Raw genomic sequence first — 15897 nt, 5'->3', positions numbered from 1 at the left:
CCCGGTCCCGGAGCGGTCGCCGACGTACGCCCGCCCTCCTTCCAGGAGATGTGGCGGGACCTCGCGCCCCTCGGGCGGCACGCGGGCAGCGGCGGCTACCGGAGGTACGCCTGGACCGGGGCCGACACCGAGTGCCGGGAATGGTTCCGGAGGCAGGCCGAGGCGCGGGGGCTGGTCCATGAGGTCGACCGGAACGGGAACCAGTGGGCCTGGCTCGGCGATCCGCTCGCCGGGGACGCCGTCGTCACCGGGTCGCACCTCGACTCCGTGCCGGACGGGGGCGCCTTCGACGGGCCCCTCGGCGTGGTGTCCTCCTTCGCCGCCCTGGACGAACTCCGCCGCAGGGGAGCGGAGTTCACCAGGCCCCTCGCCGTCACCAACTTCGTCGATGAGGAAGGCGCCCGCTTCGGGCTCGCCTGCGTCGGGTCGCGGCTGGCCGCCGGGCAGCTGACCGCCGAGAAGGCGCGGCTCCTGCGGGACGGCGACGGAATCGGCCTGCCGCAGGCCATGGAGGCCGCCGGACACGACCCCGACACCCTCGGACCCGATCCCGGACGGCTCGCCCGCATCGGCGCGTTCGTCGAGCTCCATGTCGAGCAGGGGCGCGCCCTCGACCTGAGCGGGGACCCGGTCGGGGTCGCCTCCGCCATCTGGCCGCACGGCCGCTGGCGGTTCGACTTCCGGGGCGAGGCCAACCACGCCGGCACCACGCGGCTCGCCGACCGGCGCGACCCGATGCTCACGTACGCCGAGACCGTCCTGGCGGCCCGGCTGGAGGCACGGCTCGCCGGTGGTCTCGCGACCTTCGGCAAGGTCGCCGTCGAACCGAACGGGGTCAACGCGATCCCCTCCCTCGTGCGCGGCTGGCTCGACGCGCGGGCCGCCGACCAGGCCACCCTCGACGCCGTCGTCGACGGCGTCGAGCGGGCCGCCCGCGAGCACGCCGAGCGCGCCGGGACCGGTCTCGACGTCGTGCGGGAGTCCTTCACGCCCGTCGTGGAGTTCCAGCACGCCCTGCGCGACGAGATCCGCCGGGTGCTGAGCAGACACGGCCCGGACGACACAGAAGACACCGTGCCCGTGCTCGGCACCGGAGCCGGCCACGACGCGGGTATTTTGTCCGCTTCCGTGCCGACCGCCATGCTGTTCGTACGGAACCCCACCGGGATCTCGCACTCGCCGGCCGAGCACGCCGCCGAGGACGACTGCGTGGCCGGGGTGATCGCACTCGCCGACGTACTGGAAGGTCTCGCGTGCAGCTGACAGCGCAACCCACGGGCACACCGGTCACCGCCACCTACTGGATGTCCCACGCCTGGCTCGGTACGCACGTCGAACCGGGCGTCACCCTGGACGTGGCAGGGGGACGCGTCGCCGGTGTCCGCACGGGCACCGACGCACCGCCGCCCGGTGCCGTCGCCCTGCGCGGACTGACCCTCCCCGGGCTGGCCAACACCCACTCGCACGCCTTCCACCGGGCCCTGCGCTCCACCGCACAGGTGGGTTCGGGCACCTTCTGGACCTGGCGCGAGCTGATGTACCGGACGGCCTCACGGCTCACCCCCGACACCTACTTCGACCTGGCCCGTGCCACGTACGCCGAGATGGCCCTGGCCGGCATCACCGCCGTCGGCGAATTCCACTATCTGCACCACGCACCCGGCGGCACGCCCTACGACGACCCGAACGCGATGGGCGAGGCACTCGTCGCGGCGGCGGGTGAGGCGGGCATCCGCATCACCCTGCTGGACACCGCCTATCTCGCCGCCGGATTCGGCGAGAAGCCCAACCGGCACCAGCTCCGCTTCTCCGACACCACCGCCGAAGCCTGGGCCGAGCGCGCCTCCCTCATCAAGGGCGCCGACCATGCGCTGATCGGCGCCGCCATCCACTCCGTACGCGCCGTCCCGGCCGGTCAGCTGGCCACCGTCGTGCGGTGGGCCGAGGACCGGGGGGCGCCGCTCCACGTCCACCTCTCCGAACAGACCGCCGAGAACGACGCCTGCCTCGCCGCCCACGGCCGCACCCCCACCCGGCTCCTCGCCGACCACGGGGTCCTCGGCCCGCGCACCACCGGCGTCCACAACACACATCTCACCGCCGAGGACATCCAGCTGCTGGGGAGCTCCGCCACCGGCACCTGCATGTGCCCCACCACCGAACGCGATCTCGCCGACGGCATCGGCCCCGCGGCGGCCCTCCAGCGGGCCGGGTCCCCGCTCTCGCTCGGCAGCGACAGCCACGCCGTGATCGACCTCTTCGAAGAGGCCAGGGCGATGGAGCTCAACGAGCGGCTGCGCACCCATGTGCGCGGCCACTGGACCGCGGCAGCCCTGCTCAGGGCCGCCTCCGCCGACGGCCACGCCGCCCTCGGCCGCCCCGACGCGGGCACGCTCGAACCCGGTGCGCCCGCCGACCTCACCACCGTCGCACTGGACTCCGTCAGGACCGCGGGACCGGTGACCCGGCTGGCAGCCGAAACAGTCGTATTCGCCGCCGGTGCGGCGGATGTGCGGCACACCGTCGTGGCGGGCCGGCACATCGTCCGCGACGGCCGGCACACCCTGGTCCAGGACGTGCCGAGAGCACTCGCCGAGGCCATCGCCGCACTGCACGGCTGACCCCCGACGACAACGACGAAAGCTGCCCCCGGATGACGACCACCGCCATCACCGACATCGCCTGTCTGGTCACGAACGACCCCTCCCTCGGAGACGGGACCCCCCTGGGCCTCATCCGGGACGCGGCCGTCGTCATCGACGGCGACCGCATCGTCTGGACCGGTGAATCGAGCAACGCACCAGCCACCGACAACGCCGTCGACGCGGGCGGCCGTGCCATGGTCCCCGGCTTCGTGGACTCCCACTCCCACCTGGTGTTCGCGGGCGACCGCACCCAGGAGTTCAACGCCCGCATGTCCGGGCGCCCCTACTCCGCGGGCGGCATCCGTACGACCGTCGCCGCCACCCGGGCCGCCTCCGACGACGCGCTGTCCGCCAACGTCGCCCGCTACCTCGCCGAGGCCCTCCGGCAGGGCACCACCACCTGCGAGACCAAATCCGGCTACGGCCTCACCGTCGAGGACGAGGCCCGTGCCCTGCGCATCGCCGCCCGCCACACCGACGAGGTCACCTACCTCGGTGCCCACATCGTGCCGCCCGACCACGCCGACGACCCCGCCGGTTACGTGGACCTGGTCACCGGACCGATGCTGGACGCCTGCGCCCCGCACGCCCGCTGGATCGACGTGTTCTGCGAGAAGGGCGCCTTCGACGGGGACCAGGCCCGCGCCGTCCTCACCGCCGGCCTGGCCAGGGGCCTGCACCCCCGCGTCCACGCCAACCAGCTCGGCCACGGCCCCGGGGTCCAGCTCGCCGTCGAGCTCGACGCCGCGTCCGCCGACCACTGCACCCATCTCACCGACGCCGACCTCGACGCACTCGGGCAGGGCGACACCGTCGCCACGCTGCTGCCCGGCGCCGAGTTCTCCACGCGCGCGGTCTGGCCCGACGCCCGCCGCCTCCTCGACGCCGGCGCCACGGTCGCGCTGTCCACGGACTGCAACCCAGGGTCCTCGTTCACCTCCTCCATGCCGTTCTGCATCGCCCTCGCCGTACGGGACATGGGTATGACCCCCGACGAAGCGGTCTGGTCAGCCACCGCCGGCGGCGCCGCCGCGCTGCGCCGCACCGACATCGGCCGCATCGCACCGGGTGCGCGCGCCGACCTCCTGCTCCTCGACGCACCGAGCCATGTCCACCTCGCCTACCGGCCGGGGGTCCCGCTGGCCCACGCCGTGTGGCAGCGCGGCGAACGGGTCGCCTGACACACAGGTGACGGAGATTTCCGAAAGGGGAGGATAGGACCCGGTTCCCGCCGGTCGGTCACAAGATGCCGCGACTGTCTACCGCGGAGTGACCGTGCCCGGTACCGTTCTCGGCAGCGTGGCCCAGGGGGTGGACCGGGGGGTCTGGTGCGCGGTCGGCGCATACGTGTGGTCAGGCCCGGAGACCTGGGCGCGGGGGACATCGAGATCTGGCGGGAGCTCCGGGCGAGGTCCGGCGCTCCGGCCCATCCGAGGTACTCCCGGCCGAGCCGTGCCCGCATCGCCGTCTCCGGCGCGGCATGACCGCGACCGCTCTCCCCATGAGTTTTGTGCTCCCCCGGAACCATGCCCGATGTGGCCCGCTCCGTGGCACATCGTCAACAATGCGGAAGGACCCGCCCGTTACCGGACAGGTCCTTCCGCGACGACGTACCGGGGGTGTCCGGGACGCCGGATCACTCCTCCACGGTCAGGCCCTTCCTGAGCTTGACCAGCGTCCGCGAGAGCAGCCGGGACACGTGCATCTGCGAGATGCCGAGCTCCTCGCCGATCTCCGACTGCGTCATGTTGGCGACGAACCGCAGGGAGAGGATCGTGCGGTCGCGCGTCGGCAGCGAGGCGATCAGCGGCTTCAGGGACTCGACGTACTCGATGCCTTCGAGCCCGTGGTCCTCGTAACCCATCCGGTCCGCCAGCGCGCCCTCGCTGTCGTCGTCCTGGGGCTTGGCGTCCAGCGAACTCGCGGTGTACGCGTTGCTCGCGGCCATGCCCTCGACGACCTCGTCGGCGGGGATGCCGAGGCGTTCGGCCAGCTCGGCCACGGTGGGTGCGCGGTCCAGCCGCTGGGCCAGCTCGTCGCCCGCCTTGGCGAGGTCGAGCCGCAGCTCCTGGAGACGGCGCGGGACGCGCACGGACCAGCTGGTGTCGCGGAAGAAGCGCTTGATCTCGCCGATGATGGTCGGCATCGCGAACGTCGGGAACTCGACGCCCCGGCTGAGCTCGAAGCGGTCGATCGCCTTGATCAGTCCGATCGTGCCGACCTGGACGATGTCCTCCATGGGCTCGCTGCGTGAGCGGAACCGGGAGGCGGCGAACTTGACCAGTGCCAGGTTGAGTTCGACGAGGGTGTTGCGTACGTACGCGTACTCGAGCGTGCCCTCCTCAAGGGCCTCGAGCCGCGCGAACAGGGTCTTCGACAGCGCCCTGGCGTCCAGCGCTCCGACTTCGGCGTAGGGCGGGATCTCGGGGAGTCCCTCCAGGCCCGCGCTCCGAAGGTCTTCGGTGTTCTCGCCGCGCGGGCCGGGTACGGCGCCGGTGGCGGGGGAGTCGGAATCGGTCGGTCCCTGAGGACATGCCGACGTCGCGAGGTGGGTACGCGATACGTCGAGCCGGGGTGACATGGTTCTCCTCCATCGTTCTCGGCATATGGCTGCCGATGCCCCTACGTTTTCCTGCGGTGAAGCGGCGCCTCCGAAGCCGATCGAATGTCCGGGTGGTGATGTCCCTTCTACCTCTACCCGGTGCATGCCACGAGTGACAAGCTCCAAATAGCCATATATGTCCGCTTTGTTGAGTTCTCTGACTACCGTGTGGCGAGGGAAACGCGTAATGTTTTACGCACGTCGGCGGAAGCCACGGAGACGGCCGCGCAGACAGTGCGCGGACAGTGACGGACGGCGAAGAGGAAACGGGCATGGACCGCGGGACGGTCGGCAGTGCGAACCGGGGTCGACTACAGGTCGAGGCCCGGACCGAAGGGCTCAGCGAAGTCGTGACGCCGGTGGGTGAGCTCGATCACCACACCGCCGATCTGCTACGGGAGCCGATGGAGAGCGCGGTCGAGCAAGGGCGTGTGCGCCTGGTGGTCGACTGCTCGCGGCTGGAGTTCTGCGACTCCACCGGGCTCAATGTGCTGCTCGGCGCCCGTCTGAAGGCCGAGGCGGCCGGGGGAGCGGTTCATCTGGCCGGAATGCTGCCCGTGGTGGCCCGGGTCTTCGAGATCACGGGGGCGGAGGCGGTCTTCACCGTCCACGCCTCGCTCGAAGAAGCCCTGCGCACCTGACATGGCGCTCCCCTGTGCGTGTCCGGTCCGTGGACGCCACGCGTATCGCCCGCGTCACGCTTGTGGCGTAGCCGAAACGGGTGTTGTCGCGATCCGGCCGGGCAGGAGACACCCTGGCGGGGTCATGGATCGCGCACACTCTGTATCTGACCAGAATCTGTTCGATGGCAACACGGTGAATCGGTGAGGTGAAGCGCTGATGAGCACCACCCGGCAGCATCCGCCTGGCGGCCTCGGCCGCGAGCCGGACGGCACGGGCCCCGCCCCTGCCGTACCTGCTGACCGGCAGTGGCGCACGCTCTCGCTGCGGCAGGCCAGCGGCATCGTGCCGATGGCCCGTGATTTCGCCCGGCAGGCCCTGCACGACTGGGGCTGGCTCCCGGCGACCGGCGCGGACCGGCGGGCCGCCGCCGAGGACGTCCTGCTGGTCGTCTCCGAGCTAGTGACGAACGCCTGCCTGCACGCGGGCGGTCCCGAGGAGCTCCGCATCGCCTGTTCGCCCAAGGTGCTGCGGGTCGAGGTCGTGGACCGCGGAGCGGGTCAGCCCGCACCGCGCACCCCGCACCGCGCGGGCCGGCCCGGTGGGCACGGCATGTTCATCGTGCAGCGGCTCTGCCTGGACTGGGGCGTCGCGCGTACACCGGACGAGCCGGGCAAGACCGTCTGGGCGGAGCTCGCGGCACCCGCGTAGCCCCGTCGCCGACCGCATTCCCCGAAGAGCGCGCCGTTTACCGGCGCGCTCTTCTGTCGTACGCGCCAGGAAGCGGCTCCCGCACCGGTCGGGAACGCCGGGAACGCCGCGGGGGCCGCCGCACCCGGTCGGTGCGACGGCCCCCGCGTACGGGTGGGCATCCGTGTCAGCGGACGTCTCCCATGAGCGTCTTGACCTTGCCGCGGTACATGAAGATCGCGACACCGGCGGCCACCGCGAGGGCGGCCTGGAGTGCCACCACCCCGGTGCCGTTGAGCTCGACGCCCGCGATGGACAGCAGACCCGTGGTGCAGTCGCCGGCGGTGACCGCCAGGAACCAGACACCCATCATCTGGCTGGCGTACTTGGCCGGAGCCATCTTCGTGGTGACCGAGAGGCCGACCGGGGAGAGCGTCAGCTCGGCGACGGTCTGTACGAAGTAGATCGCGACCAGCCACATCGCGGCGGCCTTGTGGCCGTCGCCCGCGATCGTCAGCGGCAGCAGGAACAGGAAGAACGACGCACCGACCAGCACCAGACCGGAGCTGAACTTCACGATCGTGCTGGGCTCCTTGCCCCGCCGGTTCAGCGCCATCCAGAAGGCGGCGAAGACCGGGGCCAGCGCCATGATCAGGACCGGGTTGACCGACTGGTACCAGGAGACCGGGAAGTCCCAGCCGAGGACCGAGTTCTCGGCCGAGGAGTCGGCGAAGATCGCCAGGGTCGAACCACCCTGGTCGTAGATCATCCAGAAGATGGCGGCGGCCACGAAGAACCAGATGTAGCCGGACATCTTCTTCTGCTCGGTGTCGCTGAGCTCCTTGTCGCGCTTGATGCGCGTCAGGACCAGCACCGGGATGACGAGGCCCGCGATCGTGATCGGGACCAGCAGCCAGTTCAGCGTGTAGACGCCGGTGACGACCGTGCCGATGTAGAAGACGGCCGCGACGCCCATCCAGATCATGGCCTTGCGCAGGGTCGAGGCACGCTCGTCGGCGCTCAGCGGCTTCGGGACGATCAGGCTGCGCTCGTTCAGGTGCCGCGTGCCGAGCAGGAACTGGGCGACACCCAGCCCCATGCCGAGGGCGGCGAGGGCGAAGCCCAGGTGCCAGTCGACGTTCTCGCCGATCGTGCCGATGACGAGGGGCGCGGCGAAGGCACCCAGGTTGATGCCCATGTAGAAGATCGTGAAGCCACCGTCGCGGCGCGGGTCGTCCGGGCCGTCGTACAGGTGGCCGACCATCGTCGAGATGTTGGACTTCAGCAGACCGGAGCCGATCGCCACCAGCCCGAGACCGGCGAAGAACGTGCCCTCGGAGGGCAGTGCCAGCACCAGGTGGCCGAGCATGATCGTTGCGCCGGCGATCGCGACGGTCTTGCGCGGGCCCCAGACCCGGTCGCCGAACCAGCCGCCGGGCATGGCGAGCAGGTACACCAGCGACAGGTAGACCGAATAGATCGCCGTGGCCGTGCCCGGGTTCATGTCGAGCCCGTTGGGAGCGATCAGGTAGAGCGGGAGAAGGGCGCGCATGCCGTAGTAGCTGAAGCGCTCCCACATCTCGGTCATGAAGAGAGTGGCCAGGCCGCGGGGGTGGCCGAAGAAGGTCTTCTCCGAACCAGTGGTACTGGCCGAGTCCTTCGTCAGGCTGGACGCCATGATCGATCCTTGCTGATCGGGACGCGTCACCGCAGGGGTGGTACGCGCCCGGTGGGGGGTAGCCGGCACCGGCACGGCCGTGCCCCGCCCCCGACGCCTCGGGGGGAGTTCGATCCGGTCACCGGCTCCGTGGGGGAGCGGGGGGCGGACTCGGGGGCCGAACGTACCGGGATCCACGCCCGGTGCGCGTCCTCACGCTCCGGGCCCGGCCCATAGGTCATTCACTGGTCACGGCCGGCGGGAACCGGCCCGCACACAAAAGAGACCCTTGGCGCTAGAAGCTGCCCAAAGGTCCTTCGGTGGTGCAACAGGCGTCGAGCAACCATACGACACGACACGCGGGGATATGGAAGGACTTGAGAGATGGATCACAGGTGAAAGAGGGTTCATCTCTCACGTTCGAAGGTGGATGACCGATTCATGGCCCTGTCCCGCAGGGTCGGTCGAGGGCCTCACCCCGGGTGCTCCACGCGGACTACCATCACTGCATGACCCGTGTACTGCTCGCCGAGGACGACGCATCCATCTCGGAGCCACTGGCCCGCGCCCTGCGTCGTGAGGGTTACGAGGTCGAGGTCCGCGAGGACGGTCCGACCGCACTCGACGCCGGACTCCGGGGAGGCATCGACCTGGTCGTGCTCGACCTGGGGCTGCCCGGGATGGACGGCCTGGAAGTCGCCCGGCGACTGCGCGCCGACGGTCACGCCGTACCGATCCTCGTCCTGACCGCCCGCGCCGACGAGGTCGACACGGTGGTCGGCCTGGACGCCGGCGCGGACGACTACGTCACCAAGCCCTTCCGCCTCGCCGAGCTCCTCGCCCGGGTCCGCGCCCTGCTGCGGCGCGGCGCGGCCGAGCCCGCCCCGCAGCCCGCCACCCACGGCGTACGGATCGACGTCGAGTCGCACCGCGCCTGGATGGGCGAGGAGGAACTCCAGCTCACCGCGAAGGAGTTCGACCTGCTCAGGGTCCTCGTCCGGGACGCCGGCCGGGTCGTGACCCGCGACCAGCTGATGCGCGAGGTCTGGGACACCACGTGGTGGTCCTCCACGAAGACCCTCGACATGCACATCTCCTGGCTCCGCAAGAAGCTCGGCGACGACGCGGCCAATCCCCGTTACATCGCCACCGTCCGGGGCGTCGGCTTCCGGTTCGAGAAGAGCTGACGTACAGAGACAGTCATGCGCCGCCGACTGATCAATTCCACGCTCGCCGTGGTGCTCGTGGTGATCGCCGTCTTCGGCGTCTCCCTCGTCATCGTCGAGACCCGCACCATCAGCAACAGCGCCCAGGAGAGTGTCGACTCCGAGGCGCTGCGACTGATCAGCGTCGTCGAGAGCCGCCTGCTCGGCGCGGAGCGGATCACCCCCGCCGTCCTCTCCGAACAGGTCGGCCCCGAACGGTACGCCCGCGTCGAGATCCCGGGGCGGGCCCCCATCGAGGTCGGCGAGCGCCCCACGGGCAGCATCATCAGCAGTTCGGAGACGGGCGAACAGGGCGAGAAGGTCACCGTCGAGGAGTCCCGCTCCGCCGTCACCCGCGAGGTCGGCCGGACCCTGCTGATCATCGGGGCGGTGGCGCTCCTCGCGATCGTCTCCGCCGTACTCCTCGCCGTACGCCAGGCGAACCGGCTGACCTCGCCGCTCACCGACCTCGCCGAGACCGCCGAACGCCTCGGCTCCGGCGACCCGCGCCCCCGGCGCAAGCGGTACGGGGTCACGGAGCTGGACCGGGTCGCCGACGTCCTGGACGCCTCCGCCGAGCGGATCGCCCGGATGCTGACCGCCGAACGGCGCCTCGCCGCGGACGCCTCGCACCAGCTCCGCACCCCGCTGACCGCGCTCTCGATGCGGATCGAGGAGATCTACTCCACCGATGACCCGGACACGGTGAAGGAGGAGGCGAGCATCGCGCTCACCCAGGTCGAGCGGCTCACCGACGTCGTGGAGCGGCTTCTGACCAACGCCCGTGACGCGCGCACCGGATCCGCCGTCGTCTTCGACCTCGACGAGGTCGTCAAGCAGCAGCTGGAGGAGTGGCGCCCGGCCTACCGCAGCGCCGGCCGCGCCGTCGTCTGCTCCGGGAAGCACGGACTGCGGGCCGTCGGCACTCCCGGCGCGGTCGCCCAGGTGCTCGCCGCGCTGATCGAGAACTCACTGATGCACGGCGGCGGCACCGTCGCGCTGCGCACCCGCGTCACCGGCAACCAGGTCGTCGTCGAGGTGACCGACGAGGGTCCCGGAGTGCCCGCCGATCTCGGGGCGCGGATCTTCGAGCGGACCATCAGCGGCCGCAACTCCACGGGCATCGGCCTCGCCGTCGCCCGGGACCTCGCGGAGGCCGACGGCGGCCGGCTCGAACTGCTGCAGCAGCAGCCCCCGGTCTTCGCCCTCTTCCTCAGCAGGATTCCCCCCAACCGCAAGGAACCCGAACGCCCGGTGCGATGAACCTCCGGGCGGACGGTGCGGTGCTCAGCGGCCCACGGGGCCCACAGGGCCGGGGACTACCTCGTCGGCGGGTCGTCGCGGCTCCAGAAATCGTTCCGTGTTCAGCACGGCCTCCGTGGCGGGCAGCGCCCTGAAGACCCAGGTGCGGTACGACCAGAAGCGGAACAGTGTGGCGATCCCGATCCCCAGGATCTTGAAGACATTGCTCTGGACCGGGCTGTTCCACCCGAAGCCGTACGTCGCCGCGTACAGCACGCCCGTCTCGATCAGCGCCCCGACGGCGCTGAACAGCAGGAACAGTGTCAGTTCACGCGTCCGGCCGCTCTTGTCGCGGTCCCGGTAGGTCCAGTAGCGGAAGCCGACGTAGTTGAAGAGGATGGCGACGACCGTCCCCATCAGCCCGGCCCGCACCACCGGAATGTCCGTCGTCCGCCAGATCAGGTTGGAGACCGCGATGTTCACGACCAGGCCGAATGCGCCGACCGCGCCGAACTTGGCGACCTCCCGGGCCAGCAGATCAAGCCGGGCCCGCAGTGCGCCCCGTTCGCTCATGGTGATCGCTCGTCCCGTCCGTCCGGTTCCGTCAACCCGGCCATGCTAACCAGCCCTCCCGTGTGATGCCTGTGAGCAGACTGTGCGGCGTGACGTGCGCCCCTTCGCGGGGGAGGTCAGGAGAGGGTGAGGGGAGCTTCCGCGCGCCCGATACCCTGGAGGCGTGACGTTCCCTGTAGTCGGCATGGTCGGCGGCGGTCAGCTCGCCCGTATGACCCACGAGGCGGGTATCCCCCTCGGCCTCAAGTTCAAGCTCCTCAGCGACACCCCTCAGGACTCGGCTGCCCAGGTGGTCGGCGAAGTCGTCATCGGCGACTACCGCGACCTGGAGACGCTGCGCGCCTTCGCGCGCGGCTGCGACGTGATCACCTTCGATCACGAGCATGTGCCGACCGAGCACCTGCGGGCCCTGGAGGCGGACGGCATCCCCGTCCGCCCCGGCCCCGACGCCCTGGTGCACGCCCAGGACAAGGGGGTGATGCGTGCGAAGCTCATGGAGATCGGCGCCCCCTGCCCCCGCCACCGCATCGTGACGGACGCGGCCGACGTCGCCGCCTTCGCCGAGGAGGGGGACGGCTTCCCCGTCATCCTCAAGACGGTCCGCGGCGGTTACGACGGCAAGGGCGTGTGGGTGGTCCGCTCCGAGGCCGACGCCGCGGAGCCCTTCCGCGCCGGCGTCCCCGTGCTCGCCGAGGAGAAGGTCGACTTCGTACGGGAGCTGGCGGCCGGCATCGTCCGATCGCCGCACGGCCAGGCCGTCGCCTACCCGGTCGTCGAGTCCGTCCAGGTCGACGGCGTCTGCGACACGGTCATCGCCCCGGCCCCCGGCCTGGACGAACGGCTGGCCGGCGAGGCCCAGCAGCTCGCCCTGCGGATCGCCGCCGAACTCGGCGTGGTCGGCCACCTCGCGGTCGAGCTGTTCGAGATCCGCGACGCCGACGGGACCCCCGGGATCCTCGTGAACGAGCTGGCGATGCGCCCGCACAACTCCGGGCACTGGACCCAGGACGGCGCGATCACCTCGCAGTTCGCCAACCACGTGCGGGCCGTCCTCGACCTCCCGCTCGGCGACCCGCGCCCGCGCGCCACCTGGACGGTCATGTGCAACGTCCTGGGCGGCGACTACCCGGACATGTACCAGGCGTACCTGCACTGCATGGCCCGCGACCCGCAGCTCAAGATCCACATGTACGGCAAGGACGTGAAGCCCGGCCGCAAGGTCGGCCACGTCAACACCTACGGCGACGACCTGGCGGACGTGCGGGAGCGCGCCCGGCACGCGGCCGACTACCTGCGAGGAACAATCACCGAATGACTTCTTCCGGTACCGCCCCCGTCATCGGCATCGTCATGGGCTCGGACTCCGACTGGCCCGTCATGGAAGCCGCCGCGAAGGCACTCGACGAGTTCGAGATCCGCTACGAGGTCGACGTCGTCTCCGCCCACCGCATGCCGCGCGAGATGATCGCGTACGGCGAGCAGGCGGCGGACCGCGGCCTGAAGGCGATCATCGCGGGCGCCGGGGGAGCGGCCCACCTGCCCGGCATGCTCGCCTCCGTGACCCCGCTGCCCGTCATCGGCGTACCCGTACCGCTGAAGTACCTGGACGGCATGGACAGCCTGCTCTCCATCGTCCAGATGCCGGCCGGGGTCCCCGTCGCCACCGTCTCGGTCGGCGGCGCGCGCAACGCGGGACTGCTGGCCGCACGGATCCTCGCCGTGTCCGACCCCGCGCTCCAGGAGCGCATGGGGGAGTTCCTGCAGGAGCTGAACGACCAGGCCACCGAGAAGGGCAAACGACTGCGTGCCAAGGTCGAGGGCGCGGACTCCTTCGGCTTCGGGAAGTAGGCGCCCCATGGACCACCTGGACCGTGCCCGGCTGCTCCTCGCCGACCACCCCGTAGTCGACGGCCACAACGACCTCCCCTGGGCCCTGCGCGAGCAGGTCGGCTACGACCTGGAAGCCCGCGACATCGCCACCGACCAGACCGGCGTGCTGCACACGGACATCCCGCGCCTGCGGGCCGGCGGCGTCGGCGCGCAGTTCTGGTCCGTCTACGTCTCCACCCGGCTGACCGGCGACGACGCGGTCAGCGCCACGCTGGAGCAGATCGACGTGGTCGGTGAGCTCCTGGCGCGCAACCCGGTGGACCTGCGACGCGCGCTGACCGCCGACGACATGGAGAAGGCCCGCGCCGAAGGACGCATCGCGTCCCTGATGGGCGCCGAGGGCGGCCACTCCATCAACAACTCGCTGGGCACCCTGCGCGCCCTGCACACCCTCGGCGTCCGCTACATGACGCTGACGCACAACGACAACACCGACTGGGCGGACTCGGCGACCGACACCGCGCGGGTCGGCGGCCTGTCGGAGTTCGGCCGCCAGGTCGTGCGGGAGATGAACCGCATCGGCATGCTGGTCGACCTCTCCCACGTGGCGGCCGACACGATGCGCGACGCGCTCGCCACCTCCGTCGCGCCGGTGATCTTCTCGCACTCCTCCGCCCGCGCGGTCTGCGACCACCCGCGCAACATCCCCGACGACGTGCTGCGCATGCTCGCCGCCAACGGCGGTGTGGCGATGGCGACCTTCGTACCGAAGTTCGTCCTCCCGGCGGCCGTCGAGTGGACGCTGGCCGCCGACCGCAACATGCGCGAGCACGGCCTGCACCACCTCGACACCACCCCGGCCGCGATGCGCATCCACGCGGACTTCGAGGCCGTCAACCCGCGCCCCCTGGCCACCGTGGCGACGATCGCCGACCACCTCGACCACATGCGCGAGATCGCCGGCGTCGACCACATCGGCATCGGCGGCGACTACGACGGCACGGCGTTCCTCCCCGAGGGCCTGGAGGACGTCTCCGGCTACCCGCACCTGATCGCCGAGCTGCTCACCCGCGGCTGGTCGGAGACCGACCTCGCGAAGCTGACCTGGCGGAACGCGGTACGGGTCCTGCGCGACGCGGAAGCGGTGTCCCGCGACCTCAGCGCGCAGTACGGCCCCTCGCACGCGACGATCGACGACCTGGACGGCCCGACGGCTTAACAGCACCACACGCCGGGCGGGCCGAGCGACCCGACCAAGCCCGTCCGGCGGCTGCGCGTGAACCTGGGCCGGGCCAGATCAAGCCCTTCGGGTGGCTGTGCGTGACCATTCCGGCCGGGGCGACACCGAGCCCGTCCGGCGCCCGCATCCGAAGCCTTGGGGCCGGGCCAGATCAAGCCCGTCCGGCGATTGAGGACAGAACGACCACCGGGCGGAACCGGTCGTCCCGTCCCGCCCCGTCAGGCGCTACGCCTTCGGCCGCCCCATGGCCCGGTACGTCCACCCCGCCTCGCGCCACACCGCAGGGTCCAGCGCGTTGCGGCCGTCCAGGATGATCCGCCGCCCCACGACCTCGCCCAGGGCCGCCGCGTCCAGCTCACGGAATTCGCGCCACTCCGTCAGGTGCAGCACCACGTCCGCCCCGCGCGCCGCGTCCAGCGCCGTGTCCGCGTAGCCGAGCGTCGGGAAGAGCCGCCGGGCGTTGTCCATGCCCTTCGGGTCGAAGACCGTCACCTGGCCGCCCTGCAGATGGATCTGCCCCGCCACGTTCAGCGCCGGCGAATCCCGTACGTCGTCCGAGTCCGGCTTGAACGTCGCGCCCAGCACCGCCACCCGCCGGCCGAGGAACGACTCCCCGCCCACCGCCTCGCGGGCCAGCTCCACCATGTGCCCACGGCGGCGCATGTTGATGGAGTCCACCTCACGCAGGAACGTCAGGGCCTGGTCCGCGCCCAGCTCACCGGCGCGCGCCATGAAGGCCCGGATGTCCTTGGGCAGACAGCCCCCGCCGAAGCCGATACCGGCCCGTAGGAACTTCTTGCCGATCCGCTCGTCGTGGCCGATCGCCTCGGCCAGCTTCACCACGTCACCGTCGGCGGCCTCGCAGACCTCCGCCATCGCGTTGATGAACGAGATCTTGGTCGCCAGGAACGAGTTCGCCGAGGTCTTCACCAGCTCGGCCGTCGGGAAGTCCGTCACCACGAACGGCGACCCCTCGCCGACCGGTCCGGCGTACACCTCGCGCAACAGCTTCTCGGCCCGCTCGCTCTCCACCCCTACGACGATCCGGTCCGGGTGCAGCGTGTCGTCGACGGCGAAGCCCTCGCGCAGGAACTCAGGGTTCCAGGCCAGCTCGGCGTCCGCGCCGACCGGTGCGAGCTCGGCCAGCCGCGCCGCGAGCCGGGCGGCGGAGCCCACCGGCACGGTGGACTTGCCGACGACCAGGGCGGGCCGCGTCAGCTGCGGGGCCAGCGACTCGAAGGCACTGTCCACATAGCTCATGTCGCAGGCGTACTCACCGTGCTTCTGCGGGGTGTTCACGCAGACGAAGTGCACGTCGCCGAAGGCGCCGATCTCCTCCCACGAGGTGGTGAAGCGCAGCCGCCCGCTGGAGCCCTCGATGCCCGCGACGTGCTTCCGCAGGATCTCCTCCAGCCCCGGCTCGTACATCGGCACCCGGCCCGCCGAGAGCATCTCGATCTTCTCGGGCACGACATCGAGTCCGAGGACTTCGAAGCCCAGCTCCGCCATGGCCGCGGCATGGGTGGCGCCGAGGTAGCCGGTGCCGATCACAGTGATCCTGAGGGCCATGGGTGCTCCTGAACGATGCGGAC

14 protein-coding genes are annotated in these 15897 nt (G+C 71.0%); 10 read left to right on the top strand and 4 right to left on the bottom strand.

Translation table 11 applies throughout. The annotated features are described in order from the left end of the window. Window positions 1–48: 48 nt before the first annotated feature. The 3 genes from ACFWVP_RS13515 to hutI are packed head-to-tail and all read left to right on the top strand — an operon-like array spanning window position 49 to window position 3826. Entirely contained in the window at window positions 49–1263 is a 1215-nt protein-coding gene (locus tag ACFWVP_RS13515; protein ID WP_384496533.1) for an allantoate amidohydrolase, read from the top strand. After that, window positions 1254–2621 (top strand): formimidoylglutamate deiminase, encoded by a 1368-nt coding sequence (locus ACFWVP_RS13510; RefSeq protein ID WP_384496282.1) that lies wholly within the window; start codon window positions 1254–1256, stop codon window positions 2619–2621. The genes ACFWVP_RS13515 and ACFWVP_RS13510 overlap by 10 nt, the downstream gene beginning before the upstream one ends. A 32-nt stretch (window positions 2622–2653) precedes the next feature. Continuing rightward, entirely contained in the window at window positions 2654–3826 is a 1173-nt protein-coding gene (hutI, locus tag ACFWVP_RS13505) for an imidazolonepropionase (protein ID WP_384496280.1), read from the top strand. A 455-nt stretch (window positions 3827–4281) separates the two neighbouring features. On the opposite strand, the gene ACFWVP_RS13500 is transcribed toward hutI, so the two are convergent. After that, window positions 4282–5226: an RNA polymerase sigma factor SigF gene (locus ACFWVP_RS13500; protein WP_384496278.1), complete on the bottom strand. Its 945-nt coding sequence runs from the start codon at window positions 5224–5226 to the stop codon at window positions 4282–4284. 293 nt (window positions 5227–5519) lie between these two features. On the opposite strand from ACFWVP_RS13500, the gene ACFWVP_RS13495 reads away from it, so the two are divergent. Together ACFWVP_RS13495 and ACFWVP_RS13490 are read left to right on the top strand one after the other, a co-directional pair. Next, a complete protein-coding gene (locus ACFWVP_RS13495) occupies window positions 5520–5888 on the top strand; it encodes an STAS domain-containing protein (protein WP_384496276.1) in 369 nt (122 codons plus the stop codon). A 199-nt stretch (window positions 5889–6087) separates the two neighbouring features. Continuing rightward, window positions 6088–6579, top strand: coding sequence for an ATP-binding protein (locus ACFWVP_RS13490; RefSeq protein WP_384496275.1), 492 nt, complete (start codon window positions 6088–6090; stop codon window positions 6577–6579). Between the two features lie 166 nt (window positions 6580–6745). On the opposite strand, the gene ACFWVP_RS13485 is transcribed toward ACFWVP_RS13490, so the two are convergent. Then, entirely contained in the window at window positions 6746–8236 is a 1491-nt protein-coding gene (locus ACFWVP_RS13485; protein WP_384496273.1) for an oligopeptide:H+ symporter, read from the bottom strand. 488 nt (window positions 8237–8724) lie between these two features. On the opposite strand from ACFWVP_RS13485, the gene ACFWVP_RS13480 reads away from it, so the two are divergent. Next, window positions 8725–9402 (top strand): response regulator transcription factor, encoded by a 678-nt coding sequence (locus ACFWVP_RS13480; RefSeq protein WP_384496271.1) that lies wholly within the window; start codon window positions 8725–8727, stop codon window positions 9400–9402. A 15-nt stretch (window positions 9403–9417) separates the two neighbouring features. Beyond that, a complete protein-coding gene (locus tag ACFWVP_RS13475) occupies window positions 9418–10683 on the top strand; it encodes an ATP-binding protein (protein ID WP_384496268.1) in 1266 nt (421 codons plus the stop codon). A gap of 24 nt (window positions 10684–10707) precedes the next feature. Here the strand turns inward: ACFWVP_RS13475 and ACFWVP_RS13470 are convergent, their stop codons facing one another. After that, the gene (locus ACFWVP_RS13470; RefSeq protein WP_384496267.1) at window positions 10708–11235 is read right to left on the bottom strand and encodes a GtrA family protein; all 528 of its coding nucleotides are present in this window, start codon (window positions 11233–11235) and stop codon (window positions 10708–10710) included. Window positions 11236–11419: 184 nt separating this feature from the next. On the opposite strand from ACFWVP_RS13470, the gene ACFWVP_RS13465 reads away from it, so the two are divergent. The 3 genes from ACFWVP_RS13465 to ACFWVP_RS13455 are packed head-to-tail and all read left to right on the top strand — an operon-like array spanning window position 11420 to window position 14284. After that, window positions 11420–12550 (top strand): 5-(carboxyamino)imidazole ribonucleotide synthase, encoded by a 1131-nt coding sequence (locus tag ACFWVP_RS13465; RefSeq protein ID WP_384496531.1) that lies wholly within the window; start codon window positions 11420–11422, stop codon window positions 12548–12550. Next, complete coding sequence (gene purE, locus ACFWVP_RS13460; RefSeq protein ID WP_384496266.1) at window positions 12547–13083, top strand: 5-(carboxyamino)imidazole ribonucleotide mutase; 537 nt, start codon at window positions 12547–12549, stop codon at window positions 13081–13083. The genes ACFWVP_RS13465 and purE overlap by 4 nt, the downstream gene beginning before the upstream one ends. A gap of 7 nt (window positions 13084–13090) precedes the next feature. Next, a complete protein-coding gene (locus ACFWVP_RS13455) occupies window positions 13091–14284 on the top strand; it encodes a dipeptidase (protein ID WP_384496264.1) in 1194 nt (397 codons plus the stop codon). Window positions 14285–14530: 246 nt separating this feature from the next. On the opposite strand, the gene ACFWVP_RS13450 is transcribed toward ACFWVP_RS13455, so the two are convergent. Beyond that, entirely contained in the window at window positions 14531–15874 is a 1344-nt protein-coding gene (locus ACFWVP_RS13450; RefSeq protein ID WP_384496262.1) for a UDP-glucose dehydrogenase family protein, read from the bottom strand. Window positions 15875–15897: the final 23 nt, after the last annotated feature.

The organism is Streptomyces sp. NPDC058637, from assembly GCF_042717325.1.
Classification (GTDB): domain Bacteria; phylum Actinomycetota; class Actinomycetes; order Streptomycetales; family Streptomycetaceae; genus Streptomyces.
Note: the sequence above shows the minus strand (reverse complement) of the source record. Positions and strands in the feature narration are given on the sequence as shown.